The sequence below is a fragment of the Micromonospora sp. RTBAU3-60 genome, from assembly GCF_054963695.1.
In genome coordinates, this window is the sequence record NZ_JBUEGB010000002.1 from 191458 (window position 1) to 206790 (window position 15333).

General features: G+C 70.1%; 12 protein-coding genes and 2 tRNA genes. 13 read left to right on the forward strand and 1 reads right to left on the reverse strand.

Annotation, left to right across the window (positions count from 1 at the left end):
- The first annotated feature begins 629 nt into the window (after window positions 1-629).
- The 5 genes from dnaA to ACY34I_RS03055 all read left to right on the forward strand — a co-directional run bounded on the left by dnaA (window position 630) and on the right by ACY34I_RS03055 (window position 7139).
- On the forward strand, window positions 630-2444 hold the full coding sequence (dnaA, locus tag ACY34I_RS03035; protein WP_462752223.1) for a chromosomal replication initiator protein DnaA: 1815 nt from the start codon (window positions 630-632) through the stop codon (window positions 2442-2444).
- Window positions 2445-3218: 774 nt separating this feature from the next.
- A complete protein-coding gene (dnaN, locus tag ACY34I_RS03040) occupies window positions 3219-4352 on the forward strand; it encodes a DNA polymerase III subunit beta (RefSeq protein ID WP_462752225.1) in 1134 nt (377 codons plus the stop codon).
- A 40-nt stretch (window positions 4353-4392) separates the two neighbouring features.
- On the forward strand, window positions 4393-5265 hold the full coding sequence (gene gnd, locus ACY34I_RS03045) for a phosphogluconate dehydrogenase (NAD(+)-dependent, decarboxylating) (RefSeq protein WP_462752227.1): 873 nt from the start codon (window positions 4393-4395) through the stop codon (window positions 5263-5265).
- Window positions 5266-5281: 16 nt separating this feature from the next.
- Complete coding sequence (gene recF, locus ACY34I_RS03050) at window positions 5282-6415, forward strand: DNA replication/repair protein RecF (RefSeq protein WP_462752229.1); 1134 nt, start codon at window positions 5282-5284, stop codon at window positions 6413-6415.
- Window positions 6405-7139 carry a DciA family protein gene (locus tag ACY34I_RS03055; RefSeq protein WP_462752231.1) on the forward strand — a complete coding sequence of 245 codons (735 nt, stop codon included), beginning with the start codon at window positions 6405-6407 and terminating at the stop codon, window positions 7137-7139. The genes recF and ACY34I_RS03055 overlap by 11 nt, the downstream gene beginning before the upstream one ends.
- 145 nt (window positions 7140-7284) lie before the next feature.
- On the opposite strand, the gene ACY34I_RS03060 is transcribed toward ACY34I_RS03055, so the two are convergent.
- On the reverse strand, window positions 7285-7839 hold the full coding sequence (locus tag ACY34I_RS03060; protein ID WP_073836957.1) for a hypothetical protein: 555 nt from the start codon (window positions 7837-7839) through the stop codon (window positions 7285-7287).
- A gap of 644 nt (window positions 7840-8483) precedes the next feature.
- On the opposite strand from ACY34I_RS03060, the gene gyrB reads away from it, so the two are divergent.
- The 8 genes from gyrB to ACY34I_RS03100 all read left to right on the forward strand — a co-directional run bounded on the left by gyrB (window position 8484) and on the right by ACY34I_RS03100 (window position 15298).
- A complete protein-coding gene (gene gyrB / locus ACY34I_RS03065; protein WP_462752234.1) occupies window positions 8484-10430 on the forward strand; it encodes a DNA topoisomerase (ATP-hydrolyzing) subunit B in 1947 nt (648 codons plus the stop codon).
- A 130-nt stretch (window positions 10431-10560) separates the two neighbouring features.
- Window positions 10561-13086, forward strand: a complete 2526-nt coding sequence (gene gyrA, locus ACY34I_RS03070) for a DNA gyrase subunit A (RefSeq protein ID WP_462752236.1) — start codon at window positions 10561-10563, stop codon at window positions 13084-13086.
- A 3-nt stretch (window positions 13087-13089) separates the two neighbouring features.
- Complete coding sequence (locus ACY34I_RS03075; RefSeq protein ID WP_462752238.1) at window positions 13090-14007, forward strand: DUF3566 domain-containing protein; 918 nt, start codon at window positions 13090-13092, stop codon at window positions 14005-14007.
- 146 nt (window positions 14008-14153) lie between these two features.
- Window positions 14154-14227 (forward strand) — tRNA-Ile (locus ACY34I_RS03080).
- A 42-nt stretch (window positions 14228-14269) separates the two neighbouring features.
- On the forward strand, window positions 14270-14398 hold the full coding sequence (locus tag ACY34I_RS03085; RefSeq protein ID WP_462752240.1) for a DLW-39 family protein: 129 nt from the start codon (window positions 14270-14272) through the stop codon (window positions 14396-14398).
- Window positions 14399-14438: 40 nt separating this feature from the next.
- A tRNA-Ala gene (locus tag ACY34I_RS03090) sits at window positions 14439-14514 on the forward strand.
- 51 nt (window positions 14515-14565) lie between these two features.
- Window positions 14566-14754, forward strand: a complete 189-nt coding sequence (locus tag ACY34I_RS03095; protein ID WP_462752242.1) for a hypothetical protein — start codon at window positions 14566-14568, stop codon at window positions 14752-14754.
- Between the two features lie 109 nt (window positions 14755-14863).
- Window positions 14864-15298, forward strand: coding sequence for a VOC family protein (locus ACY34I_RS03100; protein WP_110564523.1), 435 nt, complete (start codon window positions 14864-14866; stop codon window positions 15296-15298).
- Window positions 15299-15333: the final 35 nt, after the last annotated feature.

Here is a 15333-nt window from a genome sequence, read left to right on the forward strand (position 1 = left end):
CGTTGTCGTACGCCCCGCGCGGGGGATCGCCCGGGGTCGTGTGGTGGTCCAGGCCACCTGCCCGGTGGCCTCCGATCGGTGCTGCCCGGCGACACGGGACCTCGGCGATACGGGGATGCGACCGCGGACAGCAAGCACCCATCACCCTAGCAGAGGGCGAGAGAGCAGCCGCTCCAGCCTACGCAGGGGGGCAATGGCCGTCAAACATCACACACTCCTCACCCGGTGACCGTGGGAGCGCGACCGAAGGGGTGGTTTTCACGGATGTTGACAAGGCTGCCCCGGTGTCGACGGTTGAACGCACGGGGTCCCCGCTGTTAGCGTGCGCGATTGCGGTCAGCGTCGGGCTCCGGGTTGTCGCTGATCGGCAAGACCGGACAAGGTAGTGAATCGTTCGGCACGGTGAACCCGCTTCAGCGCCTCCGGGAACGAGGGGGCAGGTCCGACCCACGTCCGGTGGGCGGCCACAATCGGTCGGTACACACAGGCTGTGGATAACTTGTGGATAATGACCGTTCGGCCGTCCGGGAGGGCGTGACCTAAGGCCCGCGCGTACGCGGTGGCGGGCCGGGACTGCCGATGGACAGCAGCGGTGGTCGGGAGCAGAGGCGAGGGGGGGTGGCACGACGGTGACCGGAGCGACCGACCTTGCCGCGGTGTGGACGGCGGCGACCGAGGAACTCGCCGACGAGATCATCTCCGCGCAGCAGCGGGCGTACCTCCGGCTCACCCGGCTGCGGGCGATCGTCGAGGACACCGCCCTGCTCTCCGTACCGGACGCCTTCACCCGGGACGTGATCGAGTCGCGGCTACGCCCGGCCATCACCGAGGCCCTCAGCCGGCGGCTGGGCCGGCCCATCCAGGTCGCGGTCACCGTCCGGGTCGCCGAGGACGCGGGCGGCCGCCCGGCCGGCACCGTCTACCGGGCCAGTCCCGAACCGGCGGACCGCAACGCCCCGCTGGACCTGCTCGCCGGTCTCGAGCCCGGCCCGCCGGTCGAGGCGCCCGGCTTCCCCGAGCTCGGCTACCCGGGCCGGCCAGAGGCCCCGGCGTACCCCGAGGAGCCCCCCGCGCCCACGGTCAGCGAGCCGGCGCCGCGGCAGCGCACGCCCGACGGCGGCCGGCCGCACCTCATCCCGCGCGGCGGGGACGGCCAGGACACGCTGTTCAGCGACGGCTTCGCCGAGCCGCTGCGCGCCCCCGAGCGGCGCGGCTTCGACGAGCGGGGCCGGGTCGAGCCCCCGGGCCCGGACGCGGGCGGGTACGAACCCCGGTACCGGGAGAACCGGGCCGACGCGCCGCTGCGCGGGCTGCCCCGGGACGGCGCCACGGACAGCGGGCCGGGCCGGGGTGGCCCGGATCACCGCCCCGGCGGCCAGGCCGACCGGCGACTGCCTGGCGGGGCGGAGACCGGCGGCAACCGGCTCAACCCGAAGTACATGTTCGAGACGTTCGTCATCGGTTCCTCGAACCGCTTCGCCCACGCGGCGGCCGTCGCGGTGGCCGAGTCGCCGGCAAAGGCGTACAACCCGCTGTTCATCTACGGCAGCTCCGGGCTGGGCAAGACCCACCTGCTGCACGCCATCGGGCACTACGCCACGACGCTGGGCAACGCCCGCTCGGTCCGGTACGTCTCGACCGAGGAGTTCACCAACGACTTCATCAACTCGCTGCGCGACGACAAGACCAGTGCGTTCCAGCGCCGCTACCGGGACGTGGACATCCTCCTGATCGACGACATCCAGTTCCTGGAGAACCGGGAGCGGACCCAGGAGGAGTTCTTCCACACCTTCAACACCCTGCACAACGCCAACAAGCAGATCGTGATCACCTCCGACCGCTCGCCGAAGCAGCTGGCGACGCTGGAGGACCGGCTGCGGACCCGGTTCGAGTGGGGACTGCTCGCCGACATCCAGCCGCCGGACCTGGAGACCCGGATCGCGATCCTGCAGAAGAAGGCCGCGCAGGAGCGCCTGTACGCGCCGCCGGACGTGCTGGAGTTCATCGCCTCGCGGGTGTCGAACTCGATCCGGGAACTGGAGGGCGCGCTGATCCGGGTCACCGCGTTCGCCAGCCTCACCCGCTCGTCGGTGGAGCTTTCGCTCGCCGAGGAGGTGCTGCGCGACTTCATCCCCGACGGCGCCGGCCCGGAGATCACCGCCGACCAGATCATGGTCTCCACCGCCGACTACTTCGGGGTGAGCCTGGAGGACCTGCGCGGCCACTCCCGGTCCCGGGTGCTGGTCAACGCCCGCCAGGTGGCCATGTACCTGTGCCGGGAGCTGACCGACCTATCGCTGCCGCGGATCGGGCAGGCGTTCGGCGGCCGGGACCACACCACGGTCATGCACGCCGACCGCAAGATCCGCCAGCAGATGGCGGAGCGGCGCTCGCTCTACAACCAGATCGCCGAGCTGACCAACCGCATCAAGCAGACCACCTGAGTTCTCCGCCACCGCCGCAAACGGCGGCACAAGGCCCGACCGGGGATCCGGTCGGGCCTTTTTCGTCCCTGTGGATGCCGGGAGCTTGACCCTCAACCCGGTCGAGGGCCCACGATCGGTGTCGTGTTCGTCCACAGCACGGCCCGGTTGTCCACACCCCCTGTTCCACAGACGGTGGAAAACCACGCTACGTTCCAACCCGGTTACCCACAGACTGTGGACAAGTCCTGGGGACTACGCTGTGGACGCCTGGGGATGACGAGCGAGTTGTCCACGGGCGACGGTCGGCCTGTGGGCGACCTGTTGAAGGTTCTGGGGATGACGTCGATCAACGCGGTCCGCCCCGTCCACAACGCTGGGGAGAAACCCCGTGGATTACCGGTGGACAACCGGTGGACAACGGTGGACAACCTGGGGGCCGGCGCGGGCTGTGGACCGGAACACGGGTTGTACCCCTGGTTCTCCACAGCCAAACCACCGGCGGATAGCCTGTCTGACCTGCGCGGACGCCGGTTCTCCACAGTTTGCACAGGTGCGATGAAGACGATGAGTTATCTCTTCTAAACAACAAAAACCAATCATCACCGTTGGACTTCCTGTGGATCGGGCCGGAGCACTGCCGTCGGCAGTCGCCCCGGCACCTGGATCCACGGGGTCGGGCGCACAGCCGATGCCCGCGCGACCTAAGGTGCGAGGGGTACCCGCCGGTCGGGCGGGACGGGTGGCAGCGGTCGGCATGAGAGAGTTGTCGCTGACGTCGACGCGGAGGCATTGATGAAGTTCCGAGTGGAGCGCGACGCGCTCGCCGAGGCGGTCGCCTGGACCGCCAAGAGCCTGCCCAACCGACCCTCCGTACCGGTGCTGGCCGGAGTGATGCTCCGGGTCACCGACGGCAACCTCCAGGTCTCCGGCTTCGACTACGAGGTCTCCAGCCAGGTCACCGTCGAGGTGCAGGGGGACGCCGACGGCGCCGCGCTGGTCTCCGGCCGCCTGCTCGCCGAGATCACCAAGGCCCTGCCGGCCAAGCCGGTGGACATCGCCGCCGTCGGTGCCCACCTGGAGCTGGTCTGCGGCAGCGCCCGCTTCACCCTGCCGACCATGCCGGTCGAGGACTACCCGGCCCTGCCGGAGATGCCGGAGAGCGCCGGCACGATCGACGCGGCCGCCTTCGCCGCCGCGGTGGCCCAGGTGGCGGTCGCCGCCGGCCGGGACGAGACGCTGCCAATGATGACCGGCGTCCGCATCGAGCTTTCCGGCAGCACCCTGGCGATGCTCGCCACCGACCGCTACCGCCTCGCCCTGCGTGAGATGGAGTGGAACCCGGACGACCCCGAGGTGAGCGTCAACGCGCTGGTGCCCGCCCGGACGCTGCACGACACCGCCAAGGCCCTCGGCCCGCTCGGCGGCCAGGTGACCATGGCGCTCTCCCAGGGCGGCGCGGGCGAGGGAATGATCGGCTTCTCCGGCGGCACCCGCCGGACCACCAGCCGCCTGCTGGACGGGGCCAACTACCCGCCGGTCCGCTCGCTCTTCCCGGCCAGCCACAACGCCGAGGCCCGCATTCCGGTCAGCACCCTGATCGAGGTGGTCAAGCGCGTCGCACTGGTCGCCGAGCGGACCACGCCGGTGCTGCTGAGCTTCAGCTCCGACGGCCTGGTCGTGGAGGCCGGCGGCACCGAGGAGGCCCGGGCCAGTGAGGCCATGGAGGCCACCTTCACCGGCGACCCGCTGACCATCGGCTTCAACCCGCAGTACCTGATCGACGGCCTGGCCAACCTCGGCGCCCAGTACGCCCAGCTCTCGTTCGTCGACGCCTTCAAGCCTGCGGTCATCTCTCCCGCAGGTGAGGATGGCGAGGTCATCCCGGGGTACCGGTACCTCATCATGCCGATCCGCGTGTCCCGCTGATCGCACCCCAGCAAGACCAGACGTACGGAGGTAGGAGCAGATGCAGCTCGGCCTGGTAGGACTCGGCCGGATGGGCGGCAACATGCGGGAGCGGTTGCGCGCCGCCGGCCACGAGGTGGTCGGCTACGACCGCGACGCGGAGCTGAGCGACGTCGCGAGCCTCGCGGAGCTGGCCGAGAAGCTGGAGTCGCCCCGTGCGGTCTGGGTGATGGTCCCGGCCGGCGTCACCGACGCCACGATCGACGAACTCGCCGGCGTCCTCGGCGAGGGCGACATCATCATCGACGGCGGCAACTCCCGGTTCAGCGACGACGCCCCGCGCGCCGAGCGCCTGAACGAGCAGGGCATCGGCTACATCGACGTGGGCGTCTCCGGTGGCGTCTGGGGCCGGCAGAACGGGTACGCCCTGATGGTCGGCGGCGCCCAGGAGCACGTCGACCGGCTGATGCCGATCTTCGAAGCGCTCAAGCCGGCGGGTGAGTTCGGCTTTGTGCACGCCGGGCCGGTCGGTGCCGGCCACTACGCCAAGATGGTGCACAACGGCATCGAGTACGGCCTGATGCACGCGTACGCCGAGGGCTACGAGCTGCTGGCCAAGTCGGAACTGGTGACCAACGTGCCGGGCGTCTTCAAGTCCTGGCGCGAGGGCACCGTGGTCCGCTCCTGGCTGCTCGACCTGCTCGACCGGGCGCTGGACGAGGACCCGGAATTGGCCGAGCTGAGCGGCTACACCGAGGACACCGGCGAGGGGCGCTGGACGGTGGACGAGGCGGTCCGGCTGGCCGTGCCGCTGAACGTCATCACCGCCTCCCTCTTCGCCCGGTTCGCGTCCCGGCAGGACGACTCGCCCGCCATGAAGGCCGTCGCCGCGCTGCGTCAGCAGTTCGGCGGGCACGCCGTCCGCAAGCGCTGACCGGTATCCACAGCCTGTGTACGTCCGTCGGCTCGAACTGGTCGACTTCCGCTCGTACGAGCGGGTCGGCGTCGACCTGGAGCCGGGCCCGAACGTGCTGATCGGCGCCAACGGCGTCGGCAAGACCAACCTGGTCGAGGCGCTCGGCTACGTGGCGACCCTGGACTCGCACCGGGTCGCCACGGACGCTCCGCTGGTCCGGATGGGCGCCTCCTCGGCGGTGATCCGCTGCGCGGTGGTGCACGAGGGCCGGGAACTCCTCGTCGAGCTGGAGATCGTCCCCGGCAAGGCCAACCGGGCCCGGCTGGGCCGGTCCCCGGCCCGGCGCGCCCGCGACGTGCTGGGCGCCCTGCGGCTGGTGCTGTTCGCCCCGGAGGACCTGGAACTGGTCCGCGGCGACCCGGCCGAGCGCCGCCGCTACCTCGACGACCTGCTGGTCACCCGCCAGCCCCGGTACGCCGGGGTGCGCGCCGACTACGAGCGGGTGGTCAAGCAGCGCAACGCCCTGCTCCGGACCGCGTACCTGGCCCGCAAGACCGGCGGGTCGCGGGGCGGGGACCTGTCCACCCTCGCCGTCTGGGACACCCACCTGGCGCACCACGGCGCCGAGCTGCTCGCCGCCCGGCTGGAGCTGGTCGCCGCGCTCGCCCCGCACGTGGTCAAGGCGTACGACGCGGTGGCGGCGGGCAGGGGCGCGGCCGGGATCGCGTACCGGCCGTCCGTGGAGCTGACCGAGCCGACCACCGACCGTACGGCGCTGGCCGAGGCGCTGCGCGTCGCGCTGGCCGAGAACCGGTCGGCGGAGATCGAACGCGGCACCACGCTGGTCGGCCCGCACCGCGACGACCTCGCCCTCACCCTCGGCCCGCTGCCCGCCAAGGGGTACGCCAGCCACGGCGAGTCCTGGTCGTACGCGCTGGCCCTCCGCCTCGCCGGGTACGACCTGCTGCGGGCCGACGGCATCGAGCCGGTGCTGGTGCTCGACGACGTCTTCGCCGAACTGGACGCCGGCCGCCGGGAGCGGCTGGCCGAGCTGGTCGGCGGCGCCAGCCAGCTCCTGGTGACCTGCGCGGTCGACGAGGACGTGCCGGCGGCCCTGCGCGGCACCCGGTACGCGGTGGGCGAGGGGACGGTGCGCCGTGTCGGATGAGGTCCAGCTCCCGCCGGCCCGGCTGGGCCCGGGGCGCGGCGGGCGTACCCCTGCCGACGGCGACGGTGCGGCGGCCTCGGCGGACGGGCGGGACGCGGCGGCTTCGGCGAGTCGTCGGGGCGCGGCGGGCGCGGCCGGGGGCCGTCGGAGCGGTGCCGGGGCCGGTCCAGCGACCGACGGCGCGAGCCCGCCCGAGGCGGGTGCTCTCGGTGAGCTGCCGGCGGGGGCGTCCGGGCCGGAGCTGGCCCGGGCGGTGCTGGACGCGGCGAAGGCCCGCCGGCAGGCGGCCGCCGGCACCCGCCGGCGCAGCGCGGTACGCGGGGACGGCGAGCGGCGGCTGCGCGGCTACTCCGGTCCCGGGCCGGATCCGCGCGACCCGCAGCCTCTCGGCGCGGTGCTGGAGAAACTGGTCAAGGCGCGCGGCTGGCAGCAGCCGGCGGCCGAGGCCACGGTCTTCGGCGCCTGGGAACGGGTGGTCGGGCCGGAGGTGGCGCAGCACAGCCGCCCGGTCAAGCTGGAGGACGGCGAGCTGACCGTGGAGGCCCGCTCGACCGCGTGGGCCACCCAGCTCCGGCTGCTCGCCGGCTCGCTGCTCCAGCAGATCGCCCGTGAGGTGGGTCACAACGTGGTCCGCAAACTCCACATCCACGGCCCGGCCGCGCCGTCGTGGTCGCGCGGCCCGCGTCGGGTCCGTGGCCGCGGCCCCCGCGACACCTACGGCTGACCGTCCGATACGTCCCGGCTAGGGGGGCACCTCGCCGAGGTGGCGGCTTCCGGGCGGGGCTGACCCCGCTACCTCGCCGACCTGATGTTGATCAGACGAGGCGGGCGGGTGTCCGGGTGGGCAGCGGCGGGACCAGGTCGCGGGATCAGGCGTCGGCGTAGACGGCGAAGCCCCGGTCGGCGCAGCGCCGGTAGAAGGCGGCCAGCACCCCCAGCTCGGCGCAGGTGAAGTTCCACTGCGGCGGGTCGCCGTTCTCGTCGCGCAGCCGGTCGAGCCGGCTGTCCAGCCAGCGCAGCTGCTGCTCGGCCAGGCGACCGTCGCCCAACAGCGACCGGAGCACCTCGCTCACCGACTCGAAGGTCACCGCCTCGCCGATCGGCCGGTGCCGGGCGACGAACTTCTCCACGCCGTCGGCGATCCACGAGCAGCCGTCCGGGTCGATCACCGGGTCCTCGTCCTCGGCCGCGTTCTCCGTGGCGTAGAGCACATTTTCCAAGCCGAGGATCAGGTCGACCAGCTCGGTGTACGCGGTCGCGCGTACGGTGCCGGTCTTGGCGATCAACTCGGCGAGCGCCGCGGTGGGGGCGGAGATCCGTGGCAGGTCCACGATCTCGCCGAAGTCGACGAACTCGGCCGGCGCGACCGGGTCGTAGAAGCGGCCGGTTCGCGGCCAGTGCACCGCGACGTTGTCCAGCCCCATCTGGCGTCACCTCTTATTACCAAGCGCGTTGTCGGACCGATCGGGTCGATCGTCCCGGTTCCGCCCGCCAAAGATCAAGACCGCTGCGGCGGCGCCGCAAACGTACGGCACGCCGGATCCCGCCGCGACCCCCGGTCGGTCACGTGCCGATACCGATGCGGCACCCGACGACCGCTCCGGCTCGCGGCGTGGCGTCAAACCCGCCAAACCCCGCCGAGCCGGACTGGTCGGACGACTGCTCCGGGTCGCGGCGTGGCGTCAAACCCGCCGAGCCGGAGCGGTCGGAAGCGCCCTCGATCAGGGCCAGGTGTGTAGGGGGAGTCGCGGACAGCGCGATTCGGCCGGCTACGGAGTTCTCAGCCGCCCCCGCGGGGGTGCCGAGTGGCGGTTTAGTCGTGTGCGCAGAGTAAGATTGATGGCGAGACGAAAGACCCGACACGGAGCGACGGACAGGGGCCCCCGGGCCCTTGATCATTGTCCCGGATCGGGTCAAGCCGATCGCGATCCGCGGGCGACCGCGGCGCCCGGCGTACGCGATCTGTGACCTGGAGATGCGGGGACCGGTTCGTGCGCCGACGTCGCGTGCTGTCCGCCGAACCCGCGCCCCGCGCCCTGGCGTGGTCGGTGCGAGAAAGTGGCCGAGGGTGGCAGCGGAGGACAACAAGAAGTACGGCGCCGAGTCGATCACCGTTCTCGAGGGGCTGGAGGCGGTCCGGAAGCGGCCCGGTATGTACATCGGGTCCACCGGTGAACGCGGTCTGCACCACCTCGTGTGGGAGGTCGTCGACAACGCGGTGGACGAGGCGCTGGCCGGATACTGCGACACCATCGACGTGGTGCTGCTGGCCGACGGCGGCGTCCGGGTCACCGACAACGGGCGTGGCTTCCCGGTCGACCTCCATCCGAAGCTGAAGAAGCCGGGTGTCGAGGTCGCGCTGACCGTGCTGCACGCGGGCGGCAAGTTCGACGGCAAGGCGTACGCGGTCTCCGGTGGTCTGCACGGCGTCGGCGTCAGCGTGGTGAACGCCCTCTCCACCAAGATGGCGGTGGAGATCCACAAGGACGGCTTCGTCTGGCGGCAGCAGTACGACCACTCCAAGCCGACCCCGCTGGAGAAGGGCGAGCCGACCGACGGGACCGGCTCGGCGGTCTCCTTCTGGCCCGACCCGGACGTCTTCGAGACCGTCGACTTCGACTTCCAGACCATCTACCGGCGCCTGCAGGAGATGGCCTTCCTCACCCGGGGTCTCACCATCCACCTGCTCGACGAGCGGGTCGAGGAGGCCGAGGAGGGCAAGCCGCGCGAGGTGACCTTCCACTACGAGGGCGGCATCGCCGACTTCGTCCGGCACCTCAACGCCTCGAAGAACCCGATCCACCGGACGGTGGTCGAGTTCGGCGCCGAGGAGGAGGGCATGTCGGTCGAGATCGCCATGCAGTGGAACGAGTCGTACGGCGAGTCGGTCTACACCTTCGCCAACAACATCAACACGCACGAGGGCGGCACCCACGAGGAGGGCTTCCGGGCCGCGCTGACCAGCGTCATCAACCGCTACGGCGCGGACAAGAAGCTGCTCAAGGGCGACGAGAAGCTCTCCGGCGAGGACATCCGCGAGGGCCTGGCCGCGATCATCTCGGTCAAGCTGACCAACCCGCAGTTCGAGGGCCAGACCAAGACCAAGCTCGGCAACACGCCGGTGAAGAGCTTTGTGCAGCGCGTGTGCAACGAGTGGCTGGTCGACTGGCTCGACCGGAACCCGGCCGAGGCGAAGACCATCATCACCAAGGCGTCGCAGGCCGCCCGGGCCCGGATCGCCGCCCAGCAGGCGCGGAAGCTGGCCCGGCGCAAGTCGCTGCTGGAGTCCGGCTCGATGCCGGGCAAGCTGGCCGACTGCCAGTCCACCGACCCGCGCGAGTCCGAGGTGTTCATCGTCGAGGGTGACTCGGCGGGCGGCTCGGCCAAGCAGGGTCGCGACCCGCGTACCCAGGCGATCCTGCCGATCCGCGGCAAGATCCTCAACGTGGAGAAGGCCCGGATCGACCGGGTGCTGAAGAACAACGAGGTCCAGGCGCTGATCACCGCGCTGGGCACCGGCATCCACGACGACTTCGACATCGAGAAGCTGCGTTATCACAAGATCGTGCTGATGGCCGACGCGGACGTGGACGGCCAGCACATCCAGACGCTGCTGCTCACGCTGCTGTTCCGGTTCATGCGGCCGCTGGTCGAGCTGGGTCACGTCTACCTGGCCGCCCCGCCGCTCTACAAGATCAAGTGGAACAAGAAGGGCGACGACGCCCAGTACGCGTACTCGGACCGGGAGCGGGACGGGCTGATCGCGCTGCGCCAGCAGAAGAAGCCCAACGCCAAGCCGGACGACATCCAGCGGTTCAAGGGTCTCGGCGAGATGAACTACCCCGAGCTGTGGGAGACCACGATGAACCCGGCCACCCGTACGCTCCGCCAGGTGACGCTCGACGACGCGGCAACCGCCGACGAGCTGTTCAGCGTGTTGATGGGTGAGGACGTCGAGGCACGCCGTTCGTTCATCCAGCGCAACGCCAAGGACGTGCGGTTCCTGGACATCTGACGGACCGGGCCGGGTCGGCCGGAGATGCACCGGCCGGCCCGGCAGTCCACAGGGTTATCCACAGTCTGGCCGGTTTCCACAGCCGTTATCCACAGCACGAACACGACTTTGAGTCTGATAAGGGTTAACAGTGACCGATACTCCCGAGTCCACCCCCAACGAGCCGGAGACCCCGGAGACACTGGCCGCGGTTGTCGCGCACGACCGCATCGAGCCGGTCGGCCTCGAGGTCGAGATGCAGCGCTCGTACCTCGACTACGCGATGAGCGTCATCGTCGGGCGGGCCCTGCCGGACGTCCGGGACGGGCTCAAGCCGGTCCACCGCAAGATCCTCTACGCCATGTTCGACTCCGGCTACCGGCCGGACCGCGGCTACGTGAAGTGCTCGCGGGTCGTCGGCGACGTGATGGGTCAGTTCCACCCGCACGGTGACTCGGCCATCTACGACGCGCTGGTCCGGATGGCCCAGCCCTGGTCGCTGCGCTACCCGCTGGTCGACGGCAACGGCAACTTCGGCTCGCCCGGCAACGACCCGGCCGCGGCCATGCGATACACCGAGTGCAAGCTCGACCCGCTGGCCATGGAGATGCTGCGGGACATCGACGAGGACACCGTCGACCTGCAGGACAACTACGACGGCCGGGCCAAGGAGCCCACCATCCTGCCGTCCCGCATCCCCAACCTGCTGATCAACGGCTCCGAGGGCATCGCGGTCGGCATGGCCACCAAGATCCCGCCGCACAACCTGCGGGAGATCGGCGCGGCCGTGCAGTGGTGCCTGGAGCACCCGGAGGCCGACGAGGCCACCACGCTCGAGGCGCTGCTGGAGATCGTCAAGGGTCCCGACTTCCCGACCCACGGCCTGATCGTCGGCCAGGCCGGCATCCAGGACGCGTACCGGACCGGGCGCGGCTCGATCCGGATGCGGGCCGTGGTCGAGGTGGAGGAGGACAAGCGGGGCCGGCCGGCGCTGGTGGTCAGCGAGCTGCCGTACCAGGTCAACCCGGACAACCTCGCCGAGCGGATCGCCGAGCTGATCAAGGAGGGCAAGCTCGGCGGCATCGCCGACATCCGCGACGAGTCCTCCGGGCGTACCGGCATGCGGATCGTGCTCGTGCTCAAGCGCGACGCGGTCGCCAAGGTGGTGCTGAACAACCTCTACAAGCACACCCAGCTTCAGGAGACCTTCGGCGCCAACATGCTGGCGCTGGTCGACGGGGTGCCGCGCACGCTCAACCTGGCCCAGTTCATCCGCTACTACGTGGAGCACCAGATCGAGGTGATCCGCCGGCGGACCGCGTTCCGGCTGCGCAAGGCGGAGGAGCGGGCGCACATCCTGCGCGGTCTGGCCAAGGCTCTCGACGCGCTCGACGAGGTGATCGCCCTGATCCGGCGCTCGCCCACGGTCGAGGACGCCCGGCAGGGCCTGATCCGGCTGCTGGAGATCGACGAGGTCCAGGCGACCGCGATCCTGGACATGCAGCTGCGCCGGCTGGCCGCCCTTGAGCGGCAGCGGATCCTCGACGACCTGGCCAAGCTCGAGCTGGAGATCGCCGACCTCAAGGACATCCTGGCCAAGCCGGAGCGGCAGCGGAAGATCGTCTCCGAGGAGCTGGGCGAGATCGTCGCGAAGTGGGGCGACGATCGGCGCACCAAGATCGTGCCGTTCGACGGCGAGGTCTCGATGGAGGACCTCATCGCCCGCGAGGACGTGGTCGTCACCATCACCCGCACCGGGTACGCCAAGCGCACCAAGGTCGACCTCTACCGCTCGCAGCGACGCGGCGGGAAGGGCGTCAGCGGCGCCACCCTCCGGCAGGACGACATCGTCAGCCACTTCTTCGTATGCTCTACGCACGACTGGATCCTGTTCTTCACCAACAAGGGTCGGGTCTACCGGGCCAAGGCCTACGAGCTTCCCGAAGCCAGTAGGGTGGCCAAGGGCCAACACGTGGCCAACCTGCTCGCGTTCCAAGCGGACGAGCAGATCGCGCAGATCATCGAAATTCCGAACTACCAGGTGGCGCCCTACCTGGTACTGGCCACGAAGAACGGCCTGGTGAAGAAGACGCGGCTCGAGGAGTTCGACTCCCCCCGGTCAGGGGGCATCATCGCGATCAACCTGCGCGATGAGGACGAGTTGGTCGGTGCTGCCCTCGTGAGCTCGACGGACGACCTGCTGCTGGTCTCCAAGAACGCCCAGGCCATCCGCTTCAACGCCACGGACGAGGCGCTGCGCCCGATGGGCCGGGCCACCTCCGGTGTCATCGGCATGCGGTTCAGCGAGGACGACGAACTGCTGGCCATGGAGGTCGTCCGCGAGGGCATGGACATGGACGTGCTGGTCGCGACGAACGGCGGATACGCGAAACGTACCCCGATCGAGGAATACCCGGTGCAGGGCCGGGGAGGTAAGGGTGTGCTGACTGCGAAGATCACTGAGCGACGCGGTGGTCTGGTCGGTGCGGTGGTGATCAGCCCGGATGACGAACTGTTCGCCATCACCAGCAACGGGGGCGTCATCCGGACTCCGGTGAAGCCTGTACGCCGTACGCGTGACCGGAACACAATGGGGGTTAAGCTGATGGACCTCCCGGACGGCGTGACTATCGTGGCGATTGCTCGCAATGCCGACGAGCCTGACGAACAGGACTAGTTGATGACGGAGACACAGGCGAAGTCGGGGAACACGGGGGCCTCGGCCAACCCGGTCGACGAGGAGGCCGCGCAGGGCGGTACCCCAGCGTCCGGCCGTGCGGCCGTGGGCCGGGCCACGGTCCCCGCCGACGCGCCTGCCCCGAAGTTCACCCGGGCCCCCGGCATGACTCCGCCGCCGGACAAGCCCGCGGAGGATTCGGGGACCAGCGAGAAGACCGAGAAGACCCCGGTCGACGCCCCGACCTCCGCTGACGGCCTGGCCGCCCCGGCGGCCGGCGCGGCGAAGCCCGCCACCAACCAGGCGATCAAGACGACGGGTACGGCTCGACCGTCCACCGGCACTCCCGGCACCCCGCCGAAGGTGGGCGCCGGTCTCGGCACCGCCCCCAAGCCGTCGCCGGACGGTGCCCACCCCGGCGCCAAGGGCCGCCCCGCCAACGGTGGTGGGCTGCCGCCGGTGATCAGCAACGCGGCCGCCGTCGGGGCCGCGCGCGTGGGTGAGGCGGTACGCGCCGCGCGTACCTCGGTCAGCTCGGCCGCGTCGCGCGGGCCGCGCCGGGCCCGGCTGAACCTCAAGCGGATCGACCCCTGGTCCGTGATGAAGTTCGCGTTCGCGGTCTCGGTGGTGCTCTTCATCGTGGTGGTCGTCGCCACCTCGGTGCTCTACCTGGCCCTGGACGCGATGGGCGTGTTCACCAGCGTCAACAGCAGCCTGACCGACCTGGTCAACGCCGGCGGCGGCGCAGGCGGCGGGGGTGGCTTCCAGATCACCGCCAAGGGTGTCATCCTGAGCTCCGCGCTGATCGGGCTGGTCAACGTCGTGCTGTTCACCGCGCTCGCCACGCTCGGCGCGTTCGTCTACAACGTCTGCGCGGACCTGGTCGGCGGCATCGAGCTGACGCTCGCCGAGCGGGACTGACCCGGACGACGCCGGGGCACCGCGTAAAGCGGTCGCCCCGGCGTCGCGTATCCGGGTAGGTTCTTCTCTGGCACGGGTAAAACGGCGCACCGGCCCCCGATTTGGGGACGGAGGCGGCGATGGGTTAACCTTGCTCGTCGCCATGCGGGGCTATAGCTCAGTCGGTTAGAGCGCAGAGCTGATAACTCTGAGGTCGCTGGTTCGATTCCAGCTAGCCCCACCGCACATCGTCCGACGATAGTCGAGCGCGAGGGGTCGCCCCATGTTCAAGAAGCTCCTGATCCTGGCCGGCGTGGTCGGCGTGGCCGCTGTGGTGGCCAAGAAGGTGATGGCTGCGAACGACGAGCGCGCCCTGTGGCACGAGGCGACCACCGCGCCCGACCTGCGCTGACCGTCCCTCCGACTGCCAGCACCGGCGGCTCCGCCGCCTCGGGGCCCTAGCTCAACTGGCAGAGCACTGCCTTTGCAAGGCAGGGGTTAGGGGTTCAAGTCCCCTGGGCTCCACCAATACCGTCTCTGAAGTGCGGCGAAACACGTCCCAAGATCGTCGGGACCACATTGGGACCACATTACCGATGGTCCACCTACGGCTTCGAAGACCTCCAGCTCTACCGCGAGGCCGCCCAACCGGCCGAGCGCCGCTCACTGCGTGAAGAGGTCGCCGAAGGGGTCCTCCGGGACCAAGCCGTCGACGTACTACGCAAATGGGCCGGCATGCTGCCCTCGCCGGTCGAGCCCAAGTTCTGACGCCCTATCTTGTCCCATCACATGCTTGACAGATCCGGTCCCCTGCGCCACAACCTTGCCCCGGGCGGCCCGTAGAGACCACGAAAGACCCCACCTCTATGGTGGGCCGATGGCATCGGTCAAGCAGATCCAAGTCACCTTCGACTGCGCAGATCCTGAGCGCGTCGCTCGCTTCTGGTGCGAGGTGTTGGGGTACGTCGTACCGCCGCCACCGGAGGGGTTTGCTAGTTGGGGCGATTTCAATCGCACGCTGCCGCCTGAGCGTCAGGGTTCAGCGTTCGCCTGCAGTGATCCCTCAGGTGTGGGTCCGCGACTGTACTTCCAGCGCGTTCCCGAAGGCAAGGTCGTCAAGAATCGGGTGCATCTTGACGTGCGGGTCGGCACCGGGCTCGTGGGTGAGGAGCGCCTAGCCGCACTTGAGGCCGAATGCGCACGACTGGTCGCGCTCGGCGCGGTACGCGGGCGACTACTGCGCGCCGATGGCGACAACGAGTCGTGCCTCGGGATGCAGGACATCGAGGGCAACGAGTTCTGTCTCGCCTGAGTGGCCGCGAACGTAGCACCTTCGCGAGTCGACTG

What these genes read in the sequence shown, in the direction of transcription:
- dnaN (WP_462752225.1), top strand. Translation starts at nt 3,219, where the DNA reads ATGAAGTTCCGAGTGGAGCGCGACGCGCTCGCCGAGGCGGTCGCCTGG.
- gnd (WP_462752227.1), top strand. Translation starts at nt 4,393, where the DNA reads ATGCAGCTCGGCCTGGTAGGACTCGGCCGGATGGGCGGCAACATGCGG.
- ACY34I_RS03060 (WP_073836957.1), bottom strand. Translation starts at nt 7,839, where the DNA reads ATGGGGCTGGACAACGTCGCGGTGCACTGGCCGCGAACCGGCCGCTTC.
- ACY34I_RS03075 (WP_462752238.1), top strand. Translation starts at nt 13,090, where the DNA reads ATGACGGAGACACAGGCGAAGTCGGGGAACACGGGGGCCTCGGCCAAC.
- ACY34I_RS03085 (WP_462752240.1), top strand. Translation starts at nt 14,270, where the DNA reads ATGTTCAAGAAGCTCCTGATCCTGGCCGGCGTGGTCGGCGTGGCCGCT.
- ACY34I_RS03100 (WP_110564523.1), top strand. Translation starts at nt 14,864, where the DNA reads ATGGCATCGGTCAAGCAGATCCAAGTCACCTTCGACTGCGCAGATCCT.